Here is an 18,002-nt window from a genome sequence, read left to right as displayed (position 1 = left end):
TGTGGTCCTAGCGACCTGGGTCGATCGTCGTGCCACCCTGGGGCTACCCGATGGTCGACCTGGATCCGATGACCGGGCGGGCCTTTTCGCGATGAACTCGGGTCCGTGATCGAGTTCAGCAATGTCACCAAGACCTACAAAGGCGTGAAGGCGCTCGACGACGTGTCCTTCGCCGTCGGGCCGGGCAGCGTCACGGGTTTCGTCGGCCCCAACGGCGCGGGCAAGTCCACCGCGCTGCGCATCCTGGTGGGGCTCGGCCGGGCCACCTCCGGCTCGGCCACCGTGTGCGGGCGTCCGTACCACGAGCTGGAGCGTCCCGCCTGCCAGGTCGGCACGCTCCTCGACGCCGGCGCCCTCCACCCGGGCCGCAGCGGGCGCGAGACGCTGACCCTCGGCGCGATCACGCTGGGGCTGCCCCGGTCACGCGTCGACGAGGCGCTCGACCTGGTCGGCCTGACCCGCGCGGAGGCGCGGCGCGCCGTCGGCTCCTACTCCCTCGGCATGCGACAACGACTCGGCATCGCGCACGCGCTGCTCGCCAAGCCGCGCGCGCTCGTCCTCGACGAACCGGTCAACGGCCTCGACCCGCAGGGCATCCACTGGATGCGCGCGCTGCTGCGTGATCTGGCCGACGCGGGCTGCGCCGTGCTGCTCAGCTCCCACCTCCTGCACGAGGTGGAGCAGGTGGCCGACCACATCGTCGTGATCGGCCGCGGCCGCGTGCTCGTCCAGGGCGGTGTCGCCGAGCTCAACCGCGGCCGCAGCCTGGAGCAGACCTTCCTCGAGTTGACCGCCGACGCCGACCGGAGCCTCGCATGACCGTCCCCTTCCACCGCCTGCTGATCGTCGAGACCCGCAAGCTCTTCGACACCCGCAGCGCCATGATCCTGACCGCGGTCCTGCTCCTCCTGACTGTCGCGGCGATCGCCGGCCGCGGTCTCTACATCGGCCCCGACCTGCAACGGCTGGTCTGGACGGCCGGCCTCGGCTACGCCAACCTCCTGCCGGTGCTCGGGATCCTCACGGTGACGAACGAGTGGAGCCACCGCACGGCCCTGACGACGTTCGCCCTCGAACCCCGCCGGTGGCGGGTGATGGCCGCCAAGGCGGTCCCGCCGACGCTCGCGGCCGCGGTGGCCAGCCTTTTCGCACTGCTTGTCGCGGTCCCGGCGACCGCGCTGGCCGGCGCCGTGCGGCACGTCCCCGCCCACTGGAACGCCACACCCGCCACGATGGCCGGCTGGACGGCCACCAACGTGCTGTTCACCCTGGCAGGGGTGGCTCTGGGCGCGCTTCTCCTCAACGCCCCCGCGGCGATCGTGGTGTACCTGGCGAGCACCGGCGTGTGGAACGCCGTCGCCATGCTCGGCGGCACCGGGGAGACGCTGGCGGAATGGCTGGATCTGAACAGGACCGCCGCGCCGCTCGCCACCGGCGACTGGGCGGACGTCGCCCCCGCGCGCCTGGCTGCCTCGGCCGCCTTGTGGATCGTGATTCCCCTGCTGCTCGGTGTCGTCCGCGTGTCCCGCAGGGAGGTGAGATGACGGTGTGGGGGAGTGAGGATGGTTGATTCCATGGTCGAGGTCGAGGTCGAGGTCGAGGTCGAGGTCGAGGTCGAGGTCGAGGTCGAGGCCGAGGTCAAGGTCTCCCGCCCAGCCGGCACCGCTGCTCCTTGTCGCACGCGACGGTCCCGTGGTGCTGGCCGATGCGCCAGTGGTCGACGTTCGCGCGCCTTCGAGGTGGTCGACGCCGGCGGCGCCCGCACGGGGTGGCTGTGGCGGGTTGCTGAGCCGGCGCCTGACAGTGCGGCCTCGCCTCTGATCAGGCCATTCCTGAGCAGTTCCTCCGAGAGGTTCCTCTGGGAAGGCTCTCTGTGGGAGGTCCTCGCTTCGAGGGCGTGTTCGTCGGCGAGCGCTGTGGGCGTGGCGGCTGGTCCCCGCGCACCGACAAAGGAGGGTCCTCCCCGCGCCACGGAGGCTGGCACGTCGGAGTCTCGGGTGGTCGGCGCGGTTGTGCAAGGGGAGGTGGGGGCGTCCGCGAGATAGCGGCCGCTCCGGCTCGAGGCTCGTCAGCTCGTACGCGACGCGCGTCGCGCTGAAGCGCCCACCAGCCGTAGCACGGTCCCCAGGACCAGCTCGGAGGTGACGAACCCGTAGCTCCTTGAGTCGAAGCTCGCCTCCAGGTTGTCGCCGACCGCCACGAGGCACTCTGCCGGGACCGGCTGTCCCGCCTGACGTGACAGTGCCGGATGGAGATCTCCCGGCACCTCGTCCCCTGGTACGGCGACCGCCCGTTTGACCATGAACCGGTCGTCCAGGGAACGTCCCGTACCGACCGCCCCGGTCGGCGGGTCGAGCGAGGGCTGCGGAGATTTGGGCCGTGCATGGGCCGGTAGCCGGAACACGATGATCTGTCCGCGGCGTACGCGCCGAAGGGATGTCCTCCGGACGAGGACGAGATCTCCATTGTGGAGGGTCGGTTCCATGCTGCCGCCGCGTACGGTGACGATCACGAACGTCCGCCGGAGCCAGAGCCCCGCGAGGCACGACAGCGACAACGCGCCGAGTCCCGCCACCAGCGCCATCTGGGTCATGGGTGCCGCACCCGCTGCCGTCCGTGGCCGCCGACCAGGGGGGCCGGCGCGTCGAGCGGCCCCGCGTCGGTCGGCCCCCCGTCGGTCGGCCCCCCGTCGGTCGGCCTCGCGTTGGTCGGCCCGGCGTCGAGCGGCTCCGCGTTGGTCGGCCTCGCGTCGAGGGGCTCCGCGTCGAGCGGCTCCGCGTTGGTCGGCCTCGCGTCGAGGGGCTCCGCGTCGAGCGGCTCCGCGTTGGTCGGCCTCGCGTTGAAGGGCTCCGCGTTGGTCGGCTTCGCGTTGGTCGGCCCGGCGTCGAGCGGCTTCGCGTCGGGCGGCCTCGCCTCGGCCAGTCCCTCCTGATAGTCGGCCTCCTGGCAACTGGCCGCCTGGTAGCTGGCCGGTTGATAGCCGGCCGCCTGGACGGTGAACGCCTCGGCGTAGCGACCGCCGAGGCGTACCAGGTCCCCGTGCGTGCCCTTCTCGGCGACGACGCCGTCCGCGATGTAGACGATCAGATCCGCGTCGCGGACCGTACCCAGCCGGTGCGACACGATGACGCTGGTGACTCCTTCCCGCTGAGACCTGATCTTCGCGTTGATCTCGTGTTCGGCGACGGCGTCGAGGCCCGACGCCGCCTCGTCCAGGATCATGAGGTCGCGTCGGCCGCGCAGGAACACCCGGGCCAGGGCGATGCGCTGCCACATCCCTCCGGAGAGGTCGACGCCCGAGTTCTGTCCGGTCTCGTCGTCGCCGGGAAAGGTACGGCTGAGCAGCGTGTCGTACCGCTGCGGCAGCGCCATGACGAAGTCGTGGGCGCCCGCGCGTACCGCCGCGGCCTCCACCCGGGTACGGTCGGCGGCCCGGTCGAGGTCGCCCAAGCCGATGTTCTCGCCGACGGTCAGCTCGTAGCGCACGCAGTCCTGGAACACAGCGCCGATCCGTGCCCTGAGGTTCTCGGCGCTGAAGTGCCGCAGGTCGATGCCGTCCCACAGGATCGCGCCCCGGCTCGGGTCATAGAACCGGCACAGCAGCTTGACGAGGGTCGACTTGCCTTCCCCGTTCAGGCCGACCAGCCCCACCGCTGTGCCGCGCGGGATCCGCAGGTTGACCCCGCGCAGGATCCAACGCTGCTGCTCGCTGTACCGGAACCACACATCACGGAACTCGATCGCGTCCCGCAGCGGCGGCACCGGCCGGGGGCGCGCCGGTTCGGGGAGGTCGCGGGGCTCGTTCAGGATGGACAGATAGTGCTGGAACAGCAGCAGTGACTGGTTGGTGAGGCCGAACTGGAGGGCGACCGACCCCACCGCGCCCTGAAAGGCCGCGATGGCGCCGATGAGCATCGACACGTCACCGACGGAGAGCCGTCCGCCGGCGGCCCGCGCGACCGACCAGATGATCGCGGCGGCCGCCACCACGGCCGCCAGCGTCCCGAGTGTCGTCTGCACCAGCGTCTCCCGCCGGTCGACCCGCCGGCGTGCCGCATCGGCCAGCCGGCGCTCGTCGAGCATCTTCGCCCGCAGGTAGGCGCCGATTCCGAGGATGCGTATCTCCTTCGCGGCATCGACGCTTGCCAGCAACCCGCTGTAGAACAGCTCCCGCCGCTGCGCGGAGCTTGTCTTCCAGAAGGTGTTCGCCCGCTGCCGGCTGATCAGATACTCGCCCGCGAACGCCGGCAGACCCGACAGCAGCACGGCGGCCGTGAGCACCGGACTGAGCAGGAACAGTGAGGAGAGCAGGCCCGTGATGGTGAGCACGCCCCGCGCCACACCCAGCGAACCGTACACGGCGTCGCCGCACGAGTCGCCGCCGATGCCCTTCGCCAGCCCGAGCCGGTCGAGGAACCGTGGGTCCTCGAAGCGAGCCAGGCCGACCAGGTTGCCCACCCGCTGGTAGAGCCGTTCCACCGTGAAGTACTCGACGGCCCGCTGGCTGTCGGCGCGCAGGAGTCTGGTGATCTGGGGGGTGAACGCGGAGAGCAGACCCGCCGCCGCGAGCAGCGTGGCCGGTGTCAGCAAGGTGGGCAGGGGGGCCCGCGAGACCAGGCCGTTCACGATCACCCGCACGAGCCAGACGGTCGCCACCGGCAGCGCGGCCTCCACCACGCTCACCAGCAGGTATGCGCCGATCAGGAACGGTGCCGCGCGCCAGGCGAGGGTTACGGCGGACAAGTAGGTTCTGGGGAGCATGTGAGGACCTCAGGGGCTCGGCCGTCGCGGAGGGGAGCGGGGTGCGCGTCACACGAGGGCGGTGTCCGCCTCCGGGGCGAGCACGCCGGCGTCGTGGCCGATCGCGGACACCTTCCGATCGGCGCCGATCCGCGCGAACGTCGGGAACCCTTCGAGGGAGAACGCGGCGGCCACCGGCCCATCCAGCGGTTCGACGACCACCCGCGTGACCGGTGACAGGGCCGCGACCATCTCCCGCACCTCGTCGCCGGTGCCGACCACCACGGCCAGCACGCCGTCCCGGCCGAGGGGTGAGGTGCGCGCGTACTCCACGAACTCCGGCTGCGTCTCCTTGCAGGGCCCGCAACCCGGTTTGAAGAAGGCCACCACGGTTCCCTCGGCCAGGGAGTCCGAGCTGACCGCCGTACCGTCCACCGCCGACGCCTCGAAGCGGTCGATCCGGCCGCCGGCCCGCAGGCCGGCACCCCGGTTCACGCGGTGCTGGAGCTCGGTCAGTTTCGCGGTGTGTGCGCCGAGCCGGCGGATGACGCCCACCATGAGCAGGAGGTTGAGCAGGCCCAGCAGGCCGACGGCCACCGTGAGCGAGGTGTGCAGTGTCATGGGTAGACCTCTCCTGATAGTGGTTCGATTCCTGTACGGCGACGGCACGACCGGATCGTGGACGGTGATCAGCAGCGGACGGCGGAGCGGCCGGGTCGAGGGGTCCGCAGGCGCAGGCGCAGGTTCAGGATTCCGGTCGTGAGCGCGGGCGGCAGCAGCGCGGCGACGAGAAATCCGAACTTCGTGGTGGCGGGCTTGTCGACCAGGAGCACGGTCGCCGCCTCAGATCCCGAAATCAGCAATGCCGCTGGATTTCGGAGTTTTCTCGCTGTGGGGATGGAAAATGCGGCGGCTATTGCGCAAGGGAATGTGATCTTCGGATAGAACACCGGATGCCGACTCCTAGCCGTTCATGAACCGTGGTCGGGGCCGCGTACGGATGCCAGTTTCTCATGTGCCGCCCGGACGATTTAGACATTTCCACTTGGGTGCAAATCTCCTGATGGCGGGCGTGCGGCCATGCACAATGCGATTGGTGTGAGAAGGAAATGAAGAATGCGGGGTTGACGCCAGTCGAATGAACGAACGATTCTCTGAGCAATGGTGCCGGCGTTGTCGGAACGCGCTGATCCTTGCGTCCCGCCGACCCGGTCCACGGTTTTCTGCGGATCGCGGAGAGTTTCCCGCGACGAAGGGAGAGAGATGACACGGATTATCGGAAGTCTCGCCGACCGGATGCTCAACGGTCTTCTGCCGCGCGCGTCCGCCTCGGCGGGGCACTGCAGCTGCGGGTGCCGGCCGATCGGACCGTGCACGAAATCCTGCCCCGGCGGCACCTGGGCCTGCACCGACTGCGAGGGCGGCTACAGCTGCGTCGTCTGCAGGTAGGTAGTCATGTGGGCAAGAAACGCGTCGTCGGTGGGTGACGGCGCATTTCTTGCCCAAGGTCCCGGGAACGGATGGCGTCCGTTCCCGGGACGTTCGCTCATCAGGGCCCGATGTCCGAGCCCCACACCGACAGGACATGCCGGCCGTACGTGCCGCGTCCGCCGGGCAGGAAGCGGTGCGCATGGAGCGGGATCAGCTTCGGTGCCCTCGCCAGCTCTTGTAATGCTGTTCGCGCCGCCTCCGCGGCATCCTCGGGCCGCGGTCCCCATGACGTCAGCCAGGCGCCTTTCTCCACATCGTGCAGGACCGTGCGTACGGGCCACTGCACGTGAAGGTGAAGCTCTTCCTCGTCACCGTCGCGCCAGTCCGGCCACGGGTGCTCCCAGGTGGAGCCTTCCTCCGGCCGGGCGGAGTTGATCGGGAGCCCGGCGGCGAGGAAGGCGCGGTGGTCGTCGGCGAACTCGATGCCGTACTCGGCTTCGATCCGGGCGAACTCCCTGTCGGTCAAGCCCGGCCTGAGCTCGCAGACCCCCGACAGCGCTAAGCGCCGAGCGGCTTCGCGGCCGAGACGGCTCGCGCTCTGATCGGGTCCGTCCCGGCGCGGGTTCTGATTGGCTCTGTCGCGGTCCGCGGGCGGCCGTGACACCAGTGTGTCTGTGTTCATGAGTATGACGTTACGCACGGATGTCAGGACAAATGCTTGACTCCATAGCGCGTCGCGAGGCAGTCTCGGGGCATCGCCGGGGTCGCCTGCCCAGGGCCGGGGGCCGCGGTGGGTGACGACCCAACGACGCGAATGGACAGGGTGCCGTATGCGTATCGGGCTCGCGGGCGTGGGAAGGATAGGCGCCTTCCACGCCAGGACTCTGGCCGCTCTCGACGACGTCGACGAGCTGGTCGTGACAGACGCCGACCCGCGGGCGGCCGAACGGGTCGCCGCCGAGCTCAGGCTCCTGGCGACAGGAGCGACAGGGGCGACAGGGGCGACAGAGGCGACAAGGGAGACCAGGGAGGTCGGGGTCCGGGTGGTGCCGGACGCCGACGCGCTGCTCGCGTCGGGCGTCGACGGCTTCGTCGTCGCCACCGCCACCCCCGGCCACGCGCCGCTGCTGCGTCAGGCCGTCGCCGCCGGGGTGCCCGTCTTCTGTGAGAAGCCCGTGGCGGCCACCCTGAAGGAGACCATCGAACTGGCCGAGCTCGCCGCAAGCTCCGCGGTGCCGATCCACGTCGGCTTCCAGCGCCGGTTCGACGCCGGGTACCGGCGGGCGCGGGCCGCGGTGGCCTCCGGCGAGCTCGGGTTCGTGCACACCATTCGGGCCGGCACCCACGACCAGGCCCCGCCGCACGCCTCCTACATCCCGACCTCCGGCGGCATCTTCCGCGACTGCAACGTGCACGACTTCGACATCCTGCGGTTCGTCACCGGACGTGAGGTGGCCACCGTCTACGCCACGGGCGCCAACAAGGGCGCGGCCTTCTTCGCCGAGGCTGGCGACGTCGACACCGGCGGCGCCCTGCTGACCCTGGACGACGGCACGATCGCGCTGATCTCCTCGACCCGCTACCACGGCGCCGGCCACGACGTGCGCATGGAGGTCCACGGCGAGAAGGGCGCGATCGCCGTCGGCCTCGACCACTCGCTGGCGATGAGCTCGGCCGAGGAGGGCGTCGACTTCCCGCGCGGGCCGCGGACGTGGTCGTTCATGGAGCGCTTCCTGCCGGCGTACCGGGCGGAGCTGGCGGCCTTCGCCGCCGTCGCCCGCGGCGAGCGGCCCTCGCCGTGCACGGTCCGCGACGCGCTGGAGGCGTTCCGCGTGGCCGAGGCGTGCGAGCTGTCGCGGGCGGAGCGGCGACCCGTGGACATGTCCGAGATCGAGGGGATCGGCGGCGGGGCGTGACGCGCTCACCTGCCGCCCGAGCCGCCGTCCCGGGGAGCCGCTGAGGTCGCGCCCCGGACGCGCCAGGAGTAGATCACGGCGATGACGCCCGCGCCGGCGATGCCCGCCAGCGCGAGGGGCATGAGGATCGCCTCGGGGGCCGTGAGCGCCGCCACGGTCAGTATCGCGCCGACGGCCGTGAAGAGACGGCCGCCGAACCGGTGGGTCAGCGCCCAGCACCGCTCGTCGGCCAGCGTCCAGGGTGTGCGGATGCCGGCGATCCAATTGGGACGCAGGCCGGGCAGGGCCATCCCGAGGGCCACGGTGAACAGCCCGAGCGCGGCGCTCACCACCCTCAGCAAGGGAACGCTTCCGGTGACCGCGCCGAGCACCGAGGCCGCGTGGATGGCGGCCAGCAGGCCGAGGACGCCGATCGCGATGATGTTGTAGCCGCGCGCCGAGCCGGCCAGTCGCCGGCGGTCGGGCACGACGCGTGGCAGCACGACCAGGAGCGCCGCCAACACCAGGATGACCACGGGCAGCGTGGTCAGCGCCTCGGTCTTGCCGCCCAGCCGGTCAGCCTTGCCCGAGGCGTCCCAGTGCAGGGGTAAGCGGGCGTCGTCGGGTATGCGGGTCCACGCCCACAGCGACAGGGCGGCCGTGCCCAGGACGAGGAGGGCGGCGCCGATCGCGGTGGGGCGGGTGTCCATCCGGCTGGGACGGGTCGGGTCTTCCCCGTCGGCCGGGGGGATGCGATCGTCCGGCATGGGCGCCTCCAGGGTCGGTTCGATGTCCTGTTGCCGACCAGACTTCCCGGCGCTCCACGATCGACGGTAACAGCGGGCGGGCGTTTCGGCCAGAGGCGTCCGTCCGTCCGGGCGGGCCCCGTGACTCGTGGGTACGTGTGCGGCTCGTCCCTACGGCCGACCACTGATGGCCAAGATCGGCTGAACGGCCGACTCCCCGCCCGCCGGACCTCCGGAACACTCCTGTGATCGTCAATCGGCGAACGACCAAGGGATGTTCCTGATGAAATCACCGAGATGGGCCGTGGCGTTGAGCGCCGCCGTGGCCGTGATGGCCGCGATCGTGCCCGCCGCCGCGGCTGACGCCGGCGCGGCACCATGGACGGCCGCGTGGGGAGCCGCGATGCAGCGGCCCACGCCGGGCACCGCGGACAACGGGCCCAACTGGTCGGTCGAGGGCTTCGACGGCCACACGCTGCGGCAGGTGATCAGGATGACCGTGGCCGGGCCGAGCGTGCGCATCCGGCTGTCCAACCTCTACGGCACCCGCCCCCTGCTGATCGCCGGAGCACGGGTCGGCAGGTCGGCCGGAGGGGCGGCGGTGTGGCCGGGCAGCGCCCGCCCCGTGACGTTCGCCGGGAAGCCGTCGGCGGCCGTCCCGCCCGGGAAGGAGCTGGTCAGCGATCCGGTGGCGCTCACCGTCTCGCCCCTGGAACGGCTGGCCGTCTCGCTCCGCGTGCGCGGGGCCACCGGCCCCGCCACCTTCCACCGGTTCACCACCGCCACGTCCTACCGGGCCCATGGCGACCACCTCGGCGACGCGGCGCCCGGCGCCTTCGGCGAGGCCACGTCCGCCTGGTACTACCTGACCGGCGTCGAGGTGGAGGGCGCGGCGGCCACGGTGGTGGCGTTCGGTGACTCGCTGGTCGACGGCGTGGGCTCCACCGCGGGCGCCGACGTCAGGTTCGTCGACCAGCTGGCCGAACGGCTCGGCACGGGCGAGCGGCCGCTCGCCACGGTCAACGCGGGGATCGCGGGCAACAGCCTGCTCAGCGCCTCACCCTGCTACGGGGACCGGGCCCTCGACCGCTTCCGGCGGGACGTGCTGGACCGGCCGGGGGTGCGGGCGGTCATCGTGCATCTCGGCGCGAACGACCTCGGGCTTCCGCAGGTCGGCGGCGCGTGCGTCGGGCCGGCCGCCGAGGTCACGCTCCGGCGGCTCATCGACGGGCACCGGGCGTTGATCGCGGCGGCCCACGCGCGTGGCGTCAAGGCCGTCGGCGTCACCATCCCGCCGCTGCGGGGCGCCCTGTTCCCGTTCTGGAACGAGCGGGTGGAGGAGGCGCGGGCCGGGCTCAACCGGTGGATCCGCTCGGGCGGCGCCTACGACGCCGTGCTGGACGCCGACCGCGCCATGGCGGACCCGGCCGCCGCCGGGCGGTCGCGGCCGGGCTTCCTCTTCATCGACGGGCTGCACCCCGACGACGCCGGGCACCACGCGATCGCCGCCGCCCTCGCCGAGAGCGCGACAAAGGGCCTGCGGAGGTAGTTCGTCTCACGAATTGTAGCGCCTTGGAAATGTTAGTCTGAACGCGTGGCTAAGCAAGATGAAGGACAGATCGGAGTGGTGGCCGCGCTGGTGCGGTCCACGTTCCTGGTGAACGCCGTGTACGCCGAGTCCGCCCGGGAGTACGGCCTCACCTCGCAGCAGGGCCAGTTGCTGTGCGTGCTGATGGCGCAGTCGTACGGCATGGGCGAGCTGGGCGCGGTGCTGGGGCTGGCCAAGTCGAGCCTCACCGGACTGGTGGACCGCACCGAGCGCAACGGCCTGGTCCAGCGCAAACCCGACCCGGAGGACTCGCGGGCGGTGCGGATAGCGCTCACCAGGAAGGGTTCCAAGGTCGCGGAGGAGTTCTACGTCGAGACCTGCCGGCGGGTCGAGAACCTGACGGCGGGCCTGACCGCGGCCGACCGCGACACGCTCGCCGGCCTGCTCGGCACTGTCGTGGCGGAGAACAAGGTGCCCGTGGTCTTCCTGGAGTCCGGGGGAGGGGCCGGCCTGGAACACGAGCGTCAGAGCCCCTGAGGTTGCAGTTCGTGCTACGAACTAATATGGTTCGTGGCACGAACTCAACCTCTTTTGCAGATCGGGGTGTGACATCATGAGTGGTCGTACGGTCGTTGTCGTCGGCGGCGGTTACGGCGGTTCGGCGCTCGCCAAGGCGCTGGACGCCGAGGCGGAGGTCGTCCTCGTGGACCCCCGCGACGCGTTCGTCAACACGGCGGGCTCGCTGCGGGCGCTGACCCGGCCCGAATGGGGAGGCGCCATGTTCTTCCCCTACGAGCAGTGGCTGACGCGGGGCAGGGTGGTCCGCGACCGCGCGGTCTCCGTGGACGCCGGCGGCGTCACCCTGGCCTCGGGCGAACGCATCGAGGCCGGCTACCTGGTCCTGGCGACGGGCTCCAGCTACGCCTACCCGGCCAAGCCCGTCTCCGACTCCACCGACGAGGTCCTGGACGACCTCCGCCGGACCCACAAGGAGCTGGCCGGCGCCGAGCGGGTGCTGATCCTCGGCGCCGGGCCGGTCGGCCTGGAGCTGGCCGGGGAGATCAAGGAGGTCTGGCCGCACAAGCAGGTGACCGTCGTCGATCCGGCCGAGCGGCTGCTGCCCGCGTTCCCGGAGGAGCTGCGCCAGGAGCTGCACCGCCAGCTCGACGAGCTGGACGTCCGCGTGCGGCTGGGCGGCGGGCTGATCGCGCCGCCGGCGACCGAGCCCGGCCAGGTCGGGACCTTCACCGTCACCACCGCCGGCGGGGAGGAGATCACCGCCGACATCTGGTTCCGCGCGCACGGCGTGCGCACCAACAGCGACTACCTCGCCGACGGACGGCTCACCAGCCGCAACGCACAGGGGCAGGTCCCGGTCACCGAGACGCTCAACGTCACCGGCTACGACCACGTCTACGCGATCGGCGACATCACCGACGTCCCCGAGGCCAAGATGGCGGGGTACGCCATGCAGCACGCCGAGGTGGTGGCGCGCAACATCCTCGCCCAGCTGAACGGCGAGCGTCCCACGGCCACCTACCGGCCCCTGCCGCACCCGATGATCCTGCTCCCGCTCGGGCCGCGCGGCGGCGTCGGCCAGTTGCCCACGCCCGACGGCCCGGCCGTCGTCCCGGCGGAGACCGTGTCGGCCTACAAGGGCGCCGACCTGTTCACCGGCCGCTTCACCGAGCAGTTCGGCCCCGCCTGACCCGGGCCGACCGGCCCGCGAAGGACCGGCCCGCGAAAGGACCGGCCCGCGAAGGACCGGCCCGCGAAGGACCGGCCCGCGAAAGGACCGGTCCGGCCTCCGCCTCATGACCATCGCGAAATCCAACCGGAAAGGCAGAACCTTGTCTGGACACGACGTCGTCTTCGGCTTCGGGGCGCACAGCGGCATCCACGAGGCGCCGGAACTGCTGCGCATGGCCCAGCAGGCCGACCGTGACGGGCTCGACATCTTCTCGCTGTCGGACCACCCCTACATCGGCGGGCGCCTCGACGCCTACGCCGCGCTCGGCTTCATCCTCGGGCGGACCAGCCGCATCGCCGGCTTCGCCAACGTCACCAACCTGCCGACCCGGCCCGCTCCCATGCTGGCCCGGACGGTGACCTCGCTGTCGGCGCTGTCGGACGGCCGCGTCGTGCTCGGCATGGGCGCGGGCGGGCTGTGGGACCGGATCTCCGACATGGGCGTCCCGCGGCTGTCGCCGGGCGATGCCGTGGACGCTTTCGAGGAGGCGATCGTCCTGGTCAAGAAGCTGTCGGGCGGCGGCCCGCCGGTCACCTTCCAGGGCCGCCACTACCAGGTGAACGAGATCGAGCCGGCCCCCGTCCCCGCGCCGCCGGTGTGGACGGGCTCGAACGGCCCGAGGTCGCTGGCCGCCACCGGCCGGGTGGCCGACGGCTGGCTCCCCGGCCACGCGGCGGACTGGCGCAGCGAGCGCTACCGGACCTCACGGCCGATCATCGACGAGGCGGCGGCGGCCGTGGGCCGGGACCCGCGCGAGATCCGCACGGTCTACAACTTCCCCGGCCGTATCACCGACCGTCCGCTGCCGGCCACCCGCGACCGGGACGGCCGCTGGGTCGGCGGCTCCGTCGGCCAGTGGGTCGAGGAGCTGACCGAGGCCGTGCTGGAGCACGACGCGGCGGGCTTCATCCTCTTCGCCACCGACCACGGCGCCCAGGACCTCCTCACGCTCGGCCGCTGGGCCGGGGAGATCGTCCCGGCCGTGCGGGAGGCGGTCGCGGGGAAGAACGTCTGAAGCCGCCGCCAGCGGTGGAGGCGCGTGAATCCGCCGGCGGCGAGTGGCGGAGTCGCCAGTGGTGAAGGGGGAAGGGCCCTGGTGGTGACGGGGGCCCATGGTCAGCGGTGGTGGCCCGGCGGCTTGCGGTAGACGTGGGTCTCGATGCTCACGCTGATCTCGCACCCCGTACGGAAGTAGTGCTCCTGAGCCTCGTCGAACAACCGCGCCGACGCCTCTTGGGCCCGCATGAACGCCAGCAGCCCCCACCCCTCCCGCACTCCCAGCAGGATCTCGTCGCGGACGAGGACAGGCTCGGGCCCTCCGGTGTTGCGTACGGTTGTGACGTGCCGGTCCTCCAGTTCGAGCCCGAACTCCCGGGCCCGGCGCGGAAGTTCGGTCAGGATCGTCCGGTCACCAGGGTAGTGGTGGTCGTGCGCCTCGACCATGCGCAGGATCGGCTCCGGCCCGGTGAAGGTGGCGTCGTTCACGTCCACCACGTACAGCAGGCCGCCCGGCCGCAGCACCCGCGCCAGCTCCAGCAGGGCGAGGTCGGGGCTGCGCAGGTGGATGAACAGGAAGCTCGCCATGACCACGTCGTGGGAGGAGTCCGGCTCGCCGGTGGCGTACGCGGTGCCGGGCCGCACGTCCAGGCAGGGGAAGCGGGATCGGGCCGCCGCGCGTAGTTCGGGGGAGGGCTCGACGCCCCGGACGCGGTAACCGGTGAAGGCCGGCTCCCGGGCCACGGCGGTGAGGTGGTCGCCGGGGCCGGTGCCGACGTCGAGCAGCGACGCGGGCGGGGAAGGCGGTGGCCGCCAGCCGGGGACGTTGCTCGGCCGCCACCAGCCGGCTCTGCGCGGCCAGGCGGGGCAGCTCCTCCTCGGGGGACAGCGGCTCCAGGTAGACGTTCTGGGCGGCCAGGGCGTCGCGCGCCGGCAGGTGGTCCCGTCCGTGGTCGGCGAGGAAGCGGACCAGGGAGGGGACGGCCAGCGGCGTGCCGTCGCGCGGCGACCGGGCGCCTAGGGCGCGGTACGCGACGTACATGTCCTCCAGGGCCTGACGGCCCTCGATCGTCATCACCGTGAGGGGGCCGATGTCCGCGTGCCGGACGAAACCTCGCCTGGCGTACCGGTCGATCAGCTCGCGGTGGCGGCCACGGACGGTGAGGAAGAACCGCGCCGGGCGCAACGACTCGCAGACCTGGCGCATCATGGACGTGCCGAGGCGTTCGCTGAGCAGCGCGCCCCGGTGCGAGGCGGCCTCGACCCGCTTGCCGATCTGCACCGACAGGCCGTCCACCTTGGGCAGCCCCAGCTCCTCCAGCTCCGGCGCCCCCGGCTCGTAGAGGTAGGCGGCCAGCGCGGCGACGATCTCGTCCCCGTCGAGGGCGCACAGGGGCAGGCCGTCGGCGTCGCCGGGGTGGTGGACCATGTCCTCGCCGAAGCCCTGCTCGGCGATATACACCCGCCGCCGGAGCTCGGTGATCGCCTGACCGGCCTCGCGCCAGTCCATCCATCGTGCTCGCATCGCGTCCTTTCCTCTCCACGTGGGGACGCCATGATCACACGCGGCGCTCGCTGATCAGCCGCGCTGTCCCCGGAGCCGCCTTGGACGGCTCCGGGGACAGCGGCGGAAGCCCGTGATCAGCAGGCGACCCAGGAGACCTTCGCCTGGCCGTCCTGGGTGCCCCACTGGCCGGTCTGGTTGCACCCGAACCAGCGCTGGCCGACGAGTGTGTCGCCGGCCCAGTAGCTGATGACGGTGAGGAGGTCACCGCCGGGCGGGGGAGGAGGAATAGCATGAGCAGGGGTCGATCCGAGGGCGAGCAGACCGGCGGCCAGCGCCGCGGTGACGATCCCACGCTTGAGTCTCACGAAGGTTCCTCCAGGTCGATGCGTTGGTGGACCAGAGTGAACGTCGACGCCGTGCACGTGAATCGCCCTCACGATAACCGCGTTGATCAAGGCTGTCAGCAACAGATCGCGCTTACCGGACGTCACCGGTCCGTCAGGCGGGTTCGTGCGTCCAGCCGGAGGCGAGGCGTTGCGATCGCCGGGCGGCAGCCGGGGACGGGCCGGGCGCTACACCGACTTCGTCGAGCCGCCGTCGACCACCAGGTCCGTCCCGGTGATGTAGGAGGCGTCGCCGGACACCAGGAACGCGATGGCCGAGGCGACCTCGTCGGCCCGTCCGGGACGTCCGAGACTGATCCTTCGCTCCGAGCGGACGAACTCGCGCACGGCCTCCTCGCGCGGAAGGCCGAGGCGGGCCGACAGGCCGTCCACGAACCCGCCGGGCTGGTCCCACAGCGGGGTGCGGATGGAGCCCGGTGACACGGAGTTGACCCGCACTCCGTGCGGGCCGAACTCTTCCGACAGCGTCTTGGCCAGGGTCACCAGCCCGGCCTTGGTGACGGCGTAGTCCACGAAGTAGGGATCGGGCGTCCGGCCCGTGGTCGAGGCGACGAACACCACCGCACCGCGCTGTGACGCCTGGAGCGCCGGCAACGCTGCCCGGGAGACGCGGACGGCGCTCATCAGGTTGACGCTCCACGTCGTGGCCCAGTCGTCGTCGGTCGTGCTCACGAACGAGGAGCGCGTGGGCGCGACGCCGACGTTGTTGACGAGGACGTCGAGCCGGCCGAACCGGTCGAGAGTGGCGCCGACCAGGGTCGTGCCGGCCTCGGGGCCGGCCAGGTCGACCTCCACGTGGTGGAGCTCCGGGGGCTGGTCGGCGGGCCGTGCCAGATCGCCCGAGACGACCCGTGCGCCGTCGCGGATCAACCGTCGTACCGTGGCCTCCCCGATACCCGATGACCCTCCCGTCACGATCGCGATCATCCCGCTGAGATCGGTCATCTCACTCCTCCTTGCTATAGCGGAAATCCGCCGCCTTCATTTGGCGCTATGTTCACTGAGGCATGCCCCGGAATAGCATCGAGCGCATGCACATCCCGAAGCTGCTGGACGGAAGACTCAAGCTGCGGCATCTCGTCCTGGTCGACGTGCTGAGCACCCAGGGCACCGTGATCGGCGCGGCCAGAGAGCTGCACGTGACCCAGCCCGTGGTCACGCGCAGCCTGCAGGATCTCGAGCAGGTCCTGGGCGTCGCCCTCTACGAACGAGGTCCACGCGGACTCACCCCCACCGACTTCGGTGTCGCCTTCACGGCACACGCACGCGCCGTGCTCTCACAGCTTTCCCAGGCCGCGCGCCACATCGCCGAGATCGCCGAGGCGGAACGCGGGACCGTGGTCGTGGGAACCCACCTCACCGGCTCGAACCTGCTGATCCCGCGGGCGATCGCCGCGCTCAAGGCCGAACGCCCGCTGGTGACCGTGGTCGTGCGGGAGGGCGGAACGGACATGCTGCTGGCCGAGCTGGAGTCGGGACGGCTCGACGTCATCATCGGCCGTCTCACCTCGCCGTCGGACGAAAGGCTGGTGCGCCGCACGCTGTACCAGGAGTCGGTACGGGTCGTGGTCGGCGCGCAGCACCCTCTGGCCGGGAGGCGGGACGTCCGCCTGGAGGAGCTCGCGGGCTATCCGTGGATCCTGCCTGGGGTCGAGACGGTCCTGCGGCGGGAGCTCGAGACGTACTTCCTGGAAAACGGCTTCGAGTTGCCGCAGAACAGGGTGGAGACGACCTCCTTCCTCACCGTGCGGCAGCTTCTGGTCGAGACCCACAACGTCGCGGTGATGCCGGAACTCATCGCCCGAGAGGATCCGCGGATCTCGACGCTTCCCATCTCCCTCAAACGCATCGGGCACAGCGTCGGGCTTACGCTGCAGGCGGACCGCCGCCTCAATCCCGCGACCAACGCGTTGATCGACATTCTCCGCCGGACGGCCCGAGACCTTTCCCTGCCGTCCGCCGACGTGGTCCCGGCCCAGTGACCGAGGCGTCAGAGACCCAGGAAGGTCTCGGCGTTGCCGCGGAGGATCGCCCGTCGTTCGGCCTCCTGGAGGTGGGGGCTGGTGTGCACCACGCGGCCGGCCGGGCGCTCACCCAGGGGATACGGGTAGTCGCTGCCGAGCAGCACGCGGTCGGTGCCGATCGTGTCCACCAGTAACCGCAGCGCCCGGTGGTCGAAGACCACCGAGTCGGTGTAGAAGCGTCCGAGGTAGTGCGACGGCGGGTGCTCCGACGTCCCGACGACGTCGTGGCGCTGATGCCAGGCGTTGTCCATGCGCCCCACCCAGAAGGCGAACGAGCCGCCTCCGTGGGCGAAGCAGATCCGCAGGGCTGGATCGATCCGGTCGAACACGCCGCCGAGGATCAGGGCGAGGATCGACAGGTGCGTCTCCGAGGGCATCCCCGTCAGCCACTGCGCCATCCACCGGTCGAGCCGCGCCGACGTCGCCATGTCCCAGGGGTGGACGAACACCGGAACGTCCAGCGAGGCCGCGTGCTGCAGGAACGTCACGATCCCCGCGCTGTCCAGATCGTGGTCGCCCACGTGGTTGCCGATCTCGACCCCGCGATGGCCGTTCGCGATGGAGCGTTCGAGTTCGCGGCAGGCCGCGTCCGGATCCTGGAGCGGCACCTGGCAGAACGGCAGGAGCCGGTCAGGGGCGGGCGCGCAGATGTCGAGCGCCAGATCGTTGAAGATCGCGGAGATCTTGGCGCCCTGGACGGGCGACTGGCCGTAGGAGAAGAACGCGGGCGTCGGCGAGAGGACCTGGACGTCCACCCCGTCGGCGTCCATCTCGCTGACCCGCACCTCGGCATCCCAGCAGTTGTCGCGGATGGCGCGGAACTCCTTGGTGCCCATCATGATCATGGCTTCGCGTTCGGAGTCGATGCGCAGCCACGGAAGGGGGTCGTCCACCGACCCCAGGTCGGGCCAGCCGCGAGGAACGTAGTGCGTGTGCACGTCGATAGAGCCGCTCATGGCC

General features: G+C 71.3%; 20 protein-coding genes. 10 read left to right on the top strand and 10 right to left on the bottom strand.

The window, feature by feature from the left end:
- The first annotated feature begins 105 nt into the window (after nucleotides 1–105).
- Complete coding sequence (locus HD595_RS08910) at nucleotides 106–819, top strand: ABC transporter ATP-binding protein (RefSeq protein WP_253767434.1); 714 nt, start codon at nucleotides 106–108, stop codon at nucleotides 817–819.
- Nucleotides 816–1,544, top strand: a complete 729-nt coding sequence (locus HD595_RS08905) for an ABC transporter permease (RefSeq protein WP_253767431.1) — start codon at nucleotides 816–818, stop codon at nucleotides 1,542–1,544. Before HD595_RS08910 ends, HD595_RS08905 begins: the two co-directional genes overlap by 4 nt.
- A gap of 524 nt (nucleotides 1,545–2,068) precedes the next feature.
- Here the strand turns inward: HD595_RS08905 and lepB are convergent.
- The 5 genes from lepB to HD595_RS08880 form a co-directional block, all read right to left on the bottom strand.
- Nucleotides 2,069–2,593 carry a signal peptidase I gene (gene lepB / locus HD595_RS08900; RefSeq protein WP_253767429.1) on the bottom strand — a complete coding sequence of 175 codons (525 nt, stop codon included), beginning with the start codon at nucleotides 2,591–2,593 and terminating at the stop codon, nucleotides 2,069–2,071.
- Entirely contained in the window at nucleotides 2,590–4,761 is a 2,172-nt protein-coding gene (locus HD595_RS08895; protein ID WP_253767427.1) for an ABC transporter ATP-binding protein, read from the bottom strand. The genes lepB and HD595_RS08895 overlap by 4 nt, the downstream gene beginning before the upstream one ends.
- A 48-nt stretch (nucleotides 4,762–4,809) precedes the next feature.
- The gene (locus HD595_RS08890) at nucleotides 4,810–5,361 is read right to left on the bottom strand and encodes a peroxiredoxin family protein (RefSeq protein ID WP_253767425.1); all 552 of its coding nucleotides are present in this window, start codon (nucleotides 5,359–5,361) and stop codon (nucleotides 4,810–4,812) included.
- 68 nt (nucleotides 5,362–5,429) lie between these two features.
- Nucleotides 5,430–5,573 (bottom strand): hypothetical protein, encoded by a 144-nt coding sequence (locus HD595_RS08885; protein WP_253767423.1) that lies wholly within the window; start codon nucleotides 5,571–5,573, stop codon nucleotides 5,430–5,432.
- Between the two features lie 716 nt (nucleotides 5,574–6,289).
- Complete coding sequence (locus HD595_RS08880; RefSeq protein WP_253767421.1) at nucleotides 6,290–6,871, bottom strand: hypothetical protein; 582 nt, start codon at nucleotides 6,869–6,871, stop codon at nucleotides 6,290–6,292.
- 130 nt (nucleotides 6,872–7,001) lie between these two features.
- On the opposite strand from HD595_RS08880, the gene HD595_RS08875 reads away from it, so the two are divergent.
- On the top strand, nucleotides 7,002–8,087 hold the full coding sequence (locus HD595_RS08875; RefSeq protein ID WP_253767419.1) for a Gfo/Idh/MocA family protein: 1,086 nt from the start codon (nucleotides 7,002–7,004) through the stop codon (nucleotides 8,085–8,087).
- A 5-nt stretch (nucleotides 8,088–8,092) separates the two neighbouring features.
- Here the strand turns inward: HD595_RS08875 and HD595_RS08870 are convergent, their stop codons facing one another.
- On the bottom strand, nucleotides 8,093–8,833 hold the full coding sequence (locus HD595_RS08870; RefSeq protein ID WP_253767417.1) for an SdpI family protein: 741 nt from the start codon (nucleotides 8,831–8,833) through the stop codon (nucleotides 8,093–8,095).
- 262 nt (nucleotides 8,834–9,095) lie between these two features.
- On the opposite strand from HD595_RS08870, the gene HD595_RS08865 reads away from it, so the two are divergent.
- The 4 genes from HD595_RS08865 to HD595_RS08850 all read left to right on the top strand — a co-directional run bounded on the left by HD595_RS08865 (nucleotide 9,096) and on the right by HD595_RS08850 (nucleotide 13,126).
- Nucleotides 9,096–10,361, top strand: coding sequence for a GDSL-type esterase/lipase family protein (locus tag HD595_RS08865; RefSeq protein ID WP_253767415.1), 1,266 nt, complete (start codon nucleotides 9,096–9,098; stop codon nucleotides 10,359–10,361).
- Nucleotides 10,362–10,406: 45 nt separating this feature from the next.
- Nucleotides 10,407–10,898 carry a MarR family winged helix-turn-helix transcriptional regulator gene (locus HD595_RS08860; protein WP_253767413.1) on the top strand — a complete coding sequence of 164 codons (492 nt, stop codon included), beginning with the start codon at nucleotides 10,407–10,409 and terminating at the stop codon, nucleotides 10,896–10,898.
- 76 nt (nucleotides 10,899–10,974) lie between these two features.
- Nucleotides 10,975–12,069 carry an NAD(P)/FAD-dependent oxidoreductase gene (locus HD595_RS08855; RefSeq protein ID WP_253767411.1) on the top strand — a complete coding sequence of 365 codons (1,095 nt, stop codon included), beginning with the start codon at nucleotides 10,975–10,977 and terminating at the stop codon, nucleotides 12,067–12,069.
- A gap of 142 nt (nucleotides 12,070–12,211) precedes the next feature.
- Nucleotides 12,212–13,126, top strand: a complete 915-nt coding sequence (locus tag HD595_RS08850) for an LLM class flavin-dependent oxidoreductase (RefSeq protein WP_253767409.1) — start codon at nucleotides 12,212–12,214, stop codon at nucleotides 13,124–13,126.
- A 101-nt stretch (nucleotides 13,127–13,227) separates the two neighbouring features.
- Here HD595_RS08850 and HD595_RS08845 read toward each other — a convergent pair whose 3' ends face one another.
- Nucleotides 13,228–13,851 (bottom strand): methyltransferase domain-containing protein, encoded by a 624-nt coding sequence (locus tag HD595_RS08845; RefSeq protein WP_253767407.1) that lies wholly within the window; start codon nucleotides 13,849–13,851, stop codon nucleotides 13,228–13,230.
- A 25-nt stretch (nucleotides 13,852–13,876) separates the two neighbouring features.
- Between HD595_RS08845 and HD595_RS08840 the strand changes: the two genes are divergently transcribed.
- Nucleotides 13,877–14,128, top strand: a complete 252-nt coding sequence (locus HD595_RS08840) for a P-loop NTPase family protein (RefSeq protein ID WP_253767404.1) — start codon at nucleotides 13,877–13,879, stop codon at nucleotides 14,126–14,128.
- A gap of 78 nt (nucleotides 14,129–14,206) precedes the next feature.
- A complete protein-coding gene (locus HD595_RS08835) occupies nucleotides 14,207–14,686 on the top strand; it encodes a hypothetical protein (protein WP_253767402.1) in 480 nt (159 codons plus the stop codon).
- 62 nt (nucleotides 14,687–14,748) lie between these two features.
- On the opposite strand, the gene HD595_RS08830 is transcribed toward HD595_RS08835, so the two are convergent.
- Together HD595_RS08830 and HD595_RS08825 are read right to left on the bottom strand one after the other, a co-directional pair.
- Nucleotides 14,749–14,979 (bottom strand): hypothetical protein, encoded by a 231-nt coding sequence (locus tag HD595_RS08830; protein ID WP_253767400.1) that lies wholly within the window; start codon nucleotides 14,977–14,979, stop codon nucleotides 14,749–14,751.
- Nucleotides 14,980–15,186: 207 nt separating this feature from the next.
- Nucleotides 15,187–15,963, bottom strand: a complete 777-nt coding sequence (locus tag HD595_RS08825; protein WP_253767398.1) for an SDR family NAD(P)-dependent oxidoreductase — start codon at nucleotides 15,961–15,963, stop codon at nucleotides 15,187–15,189.
- Between the two features lie 86 nt (nucleotides 15,964–16,049).
- On the opposite strand from HD595_RS08825, the gene HD595_RS08820 reads away from it, so the two are divergent.
- Entirely contained in the window at nucleotides 16,050–17,000 is a 951-nt protein-coding gene (locus HD595_RS08820; protein WP_253767396.1) for a LysR substrate-binding domain-containing protein, read from the top strand.
- 8 nt (nucleotides 17,001–17,008) lie between these two features.
- Here HD595_RS08820 and HD595_RS08815 read toward each other — a convergent pair whose 3' ends face one another.
- Complete coding sequence (locus tag HD595_RS08815; RefSeq protein WP_253767394.1) at nucleotides 17,009–17,998, bottom strand: amidohydrolase family protein; 990 nt, start codon at nucleotides 17,996–17,998, stop codon at nucleotides 17,009–17,011.
- Nucleotides 17,999–18,002: the final 4 nt, after the last annotated feature.

The sequence above is a fragment of the Nonomuraea roseoviolacea subsp. carminata genome (assembly GCF_024172185.1).
Lineage (GTDB): Bacteria > Actinomycetota > Actinomycetes > Streptosporangiales > Streptosporangiaceae > Nonomuraea > Nonomuraea roseoviolacea.
This window is presented reverse-complemented; position numbering and strand designations above follow the sequence as displayed.

What these genes read in the sequence shown, in the direction of transcription:
- HD595_RS08905 (WP_253767431.1), top strand. Translation starts at nt 816, where the DNA reads ATGACCGTCCCCTTCCACCGCCTGCTGATCGTCGAGACCCGCAAGCTC.
- lepB (WP_253767429.1), bottom strand. Translation starts at nt 2,593, where the DNA reads ATGACCCAGATGGCGCTGGTGGCGGGACTCGGCGCGTTGTCGCTGTCG.
- HD595_RS08895 (WP_253767427.1), bottom strand. Translation starts at nt 4,761, where the DNA reads ATGCTCCCCAGAACCTACTTGTCCGCCGTAACCCTCGCCTGGCGCGCG.
- HD595_RS08890 (WP_253767425.1), bottom strand. Translation starts at nt 5,361, where the DNA reads ATGACACTGCACACCTCGCTCACGGTGGCCGTCGGCCTGCTGGGCCTG.
- HD595_RS08875 (WP_253767419.1), top strand. Translation starts at nt 7,002, where the DNA reads ATGCGTATCGGGCTCGCGGGCGTGGGAAGGATAGGCGCCTTCCACGCC.
- HD595_RS08870 (WP_253767417.1), bottom strand. Translation starts at nt 8,833, where the DNA reads ATGCCGGACGATCGCATCCCCCCGGCCGACGGGGAAGACCCGACCCGT.
- HD595_RS08865 (WP_253767415.1), top strand. Translation starts at nt 9,096, where the DNA reads ATGAAATCACCGAGATGGGCCGTGGCGTTGAGCGCCGCCGTGGCCGTG.
- HD595_RS08855 (WP_253767411.1), top strand. Translation starts at nt 10,975, where the DNA reads ATGAGTGGTCGTACGGTCGTTGTCGTCGGCGGCGGTTACGGCGGTTCG.
- HD595_RS08825 (WP_253767398.1), bottom strand. Translation starts at nt 15,963, where the DNA reads ATGACCGATCTCAGCGGGATGATCGCGATCGTGACGGGAGGGTCATCG.
- HD595_RS08820 (WP_253767396.1), top strand. Translation starts at nt 16,050, where the DNA reads ATGCACATCCCGAAGCTGCTGGACGGAAGACTCAAGCTGCGGCATCTC.
- HD595_RS08815 (WP_253767394.1), bottom strand. Translation starts at nt 17,998, where the DNA reads ATGAGCGGCTCTATCGACGTGCACACGCACTACGTTCCTCGCGGCTGG.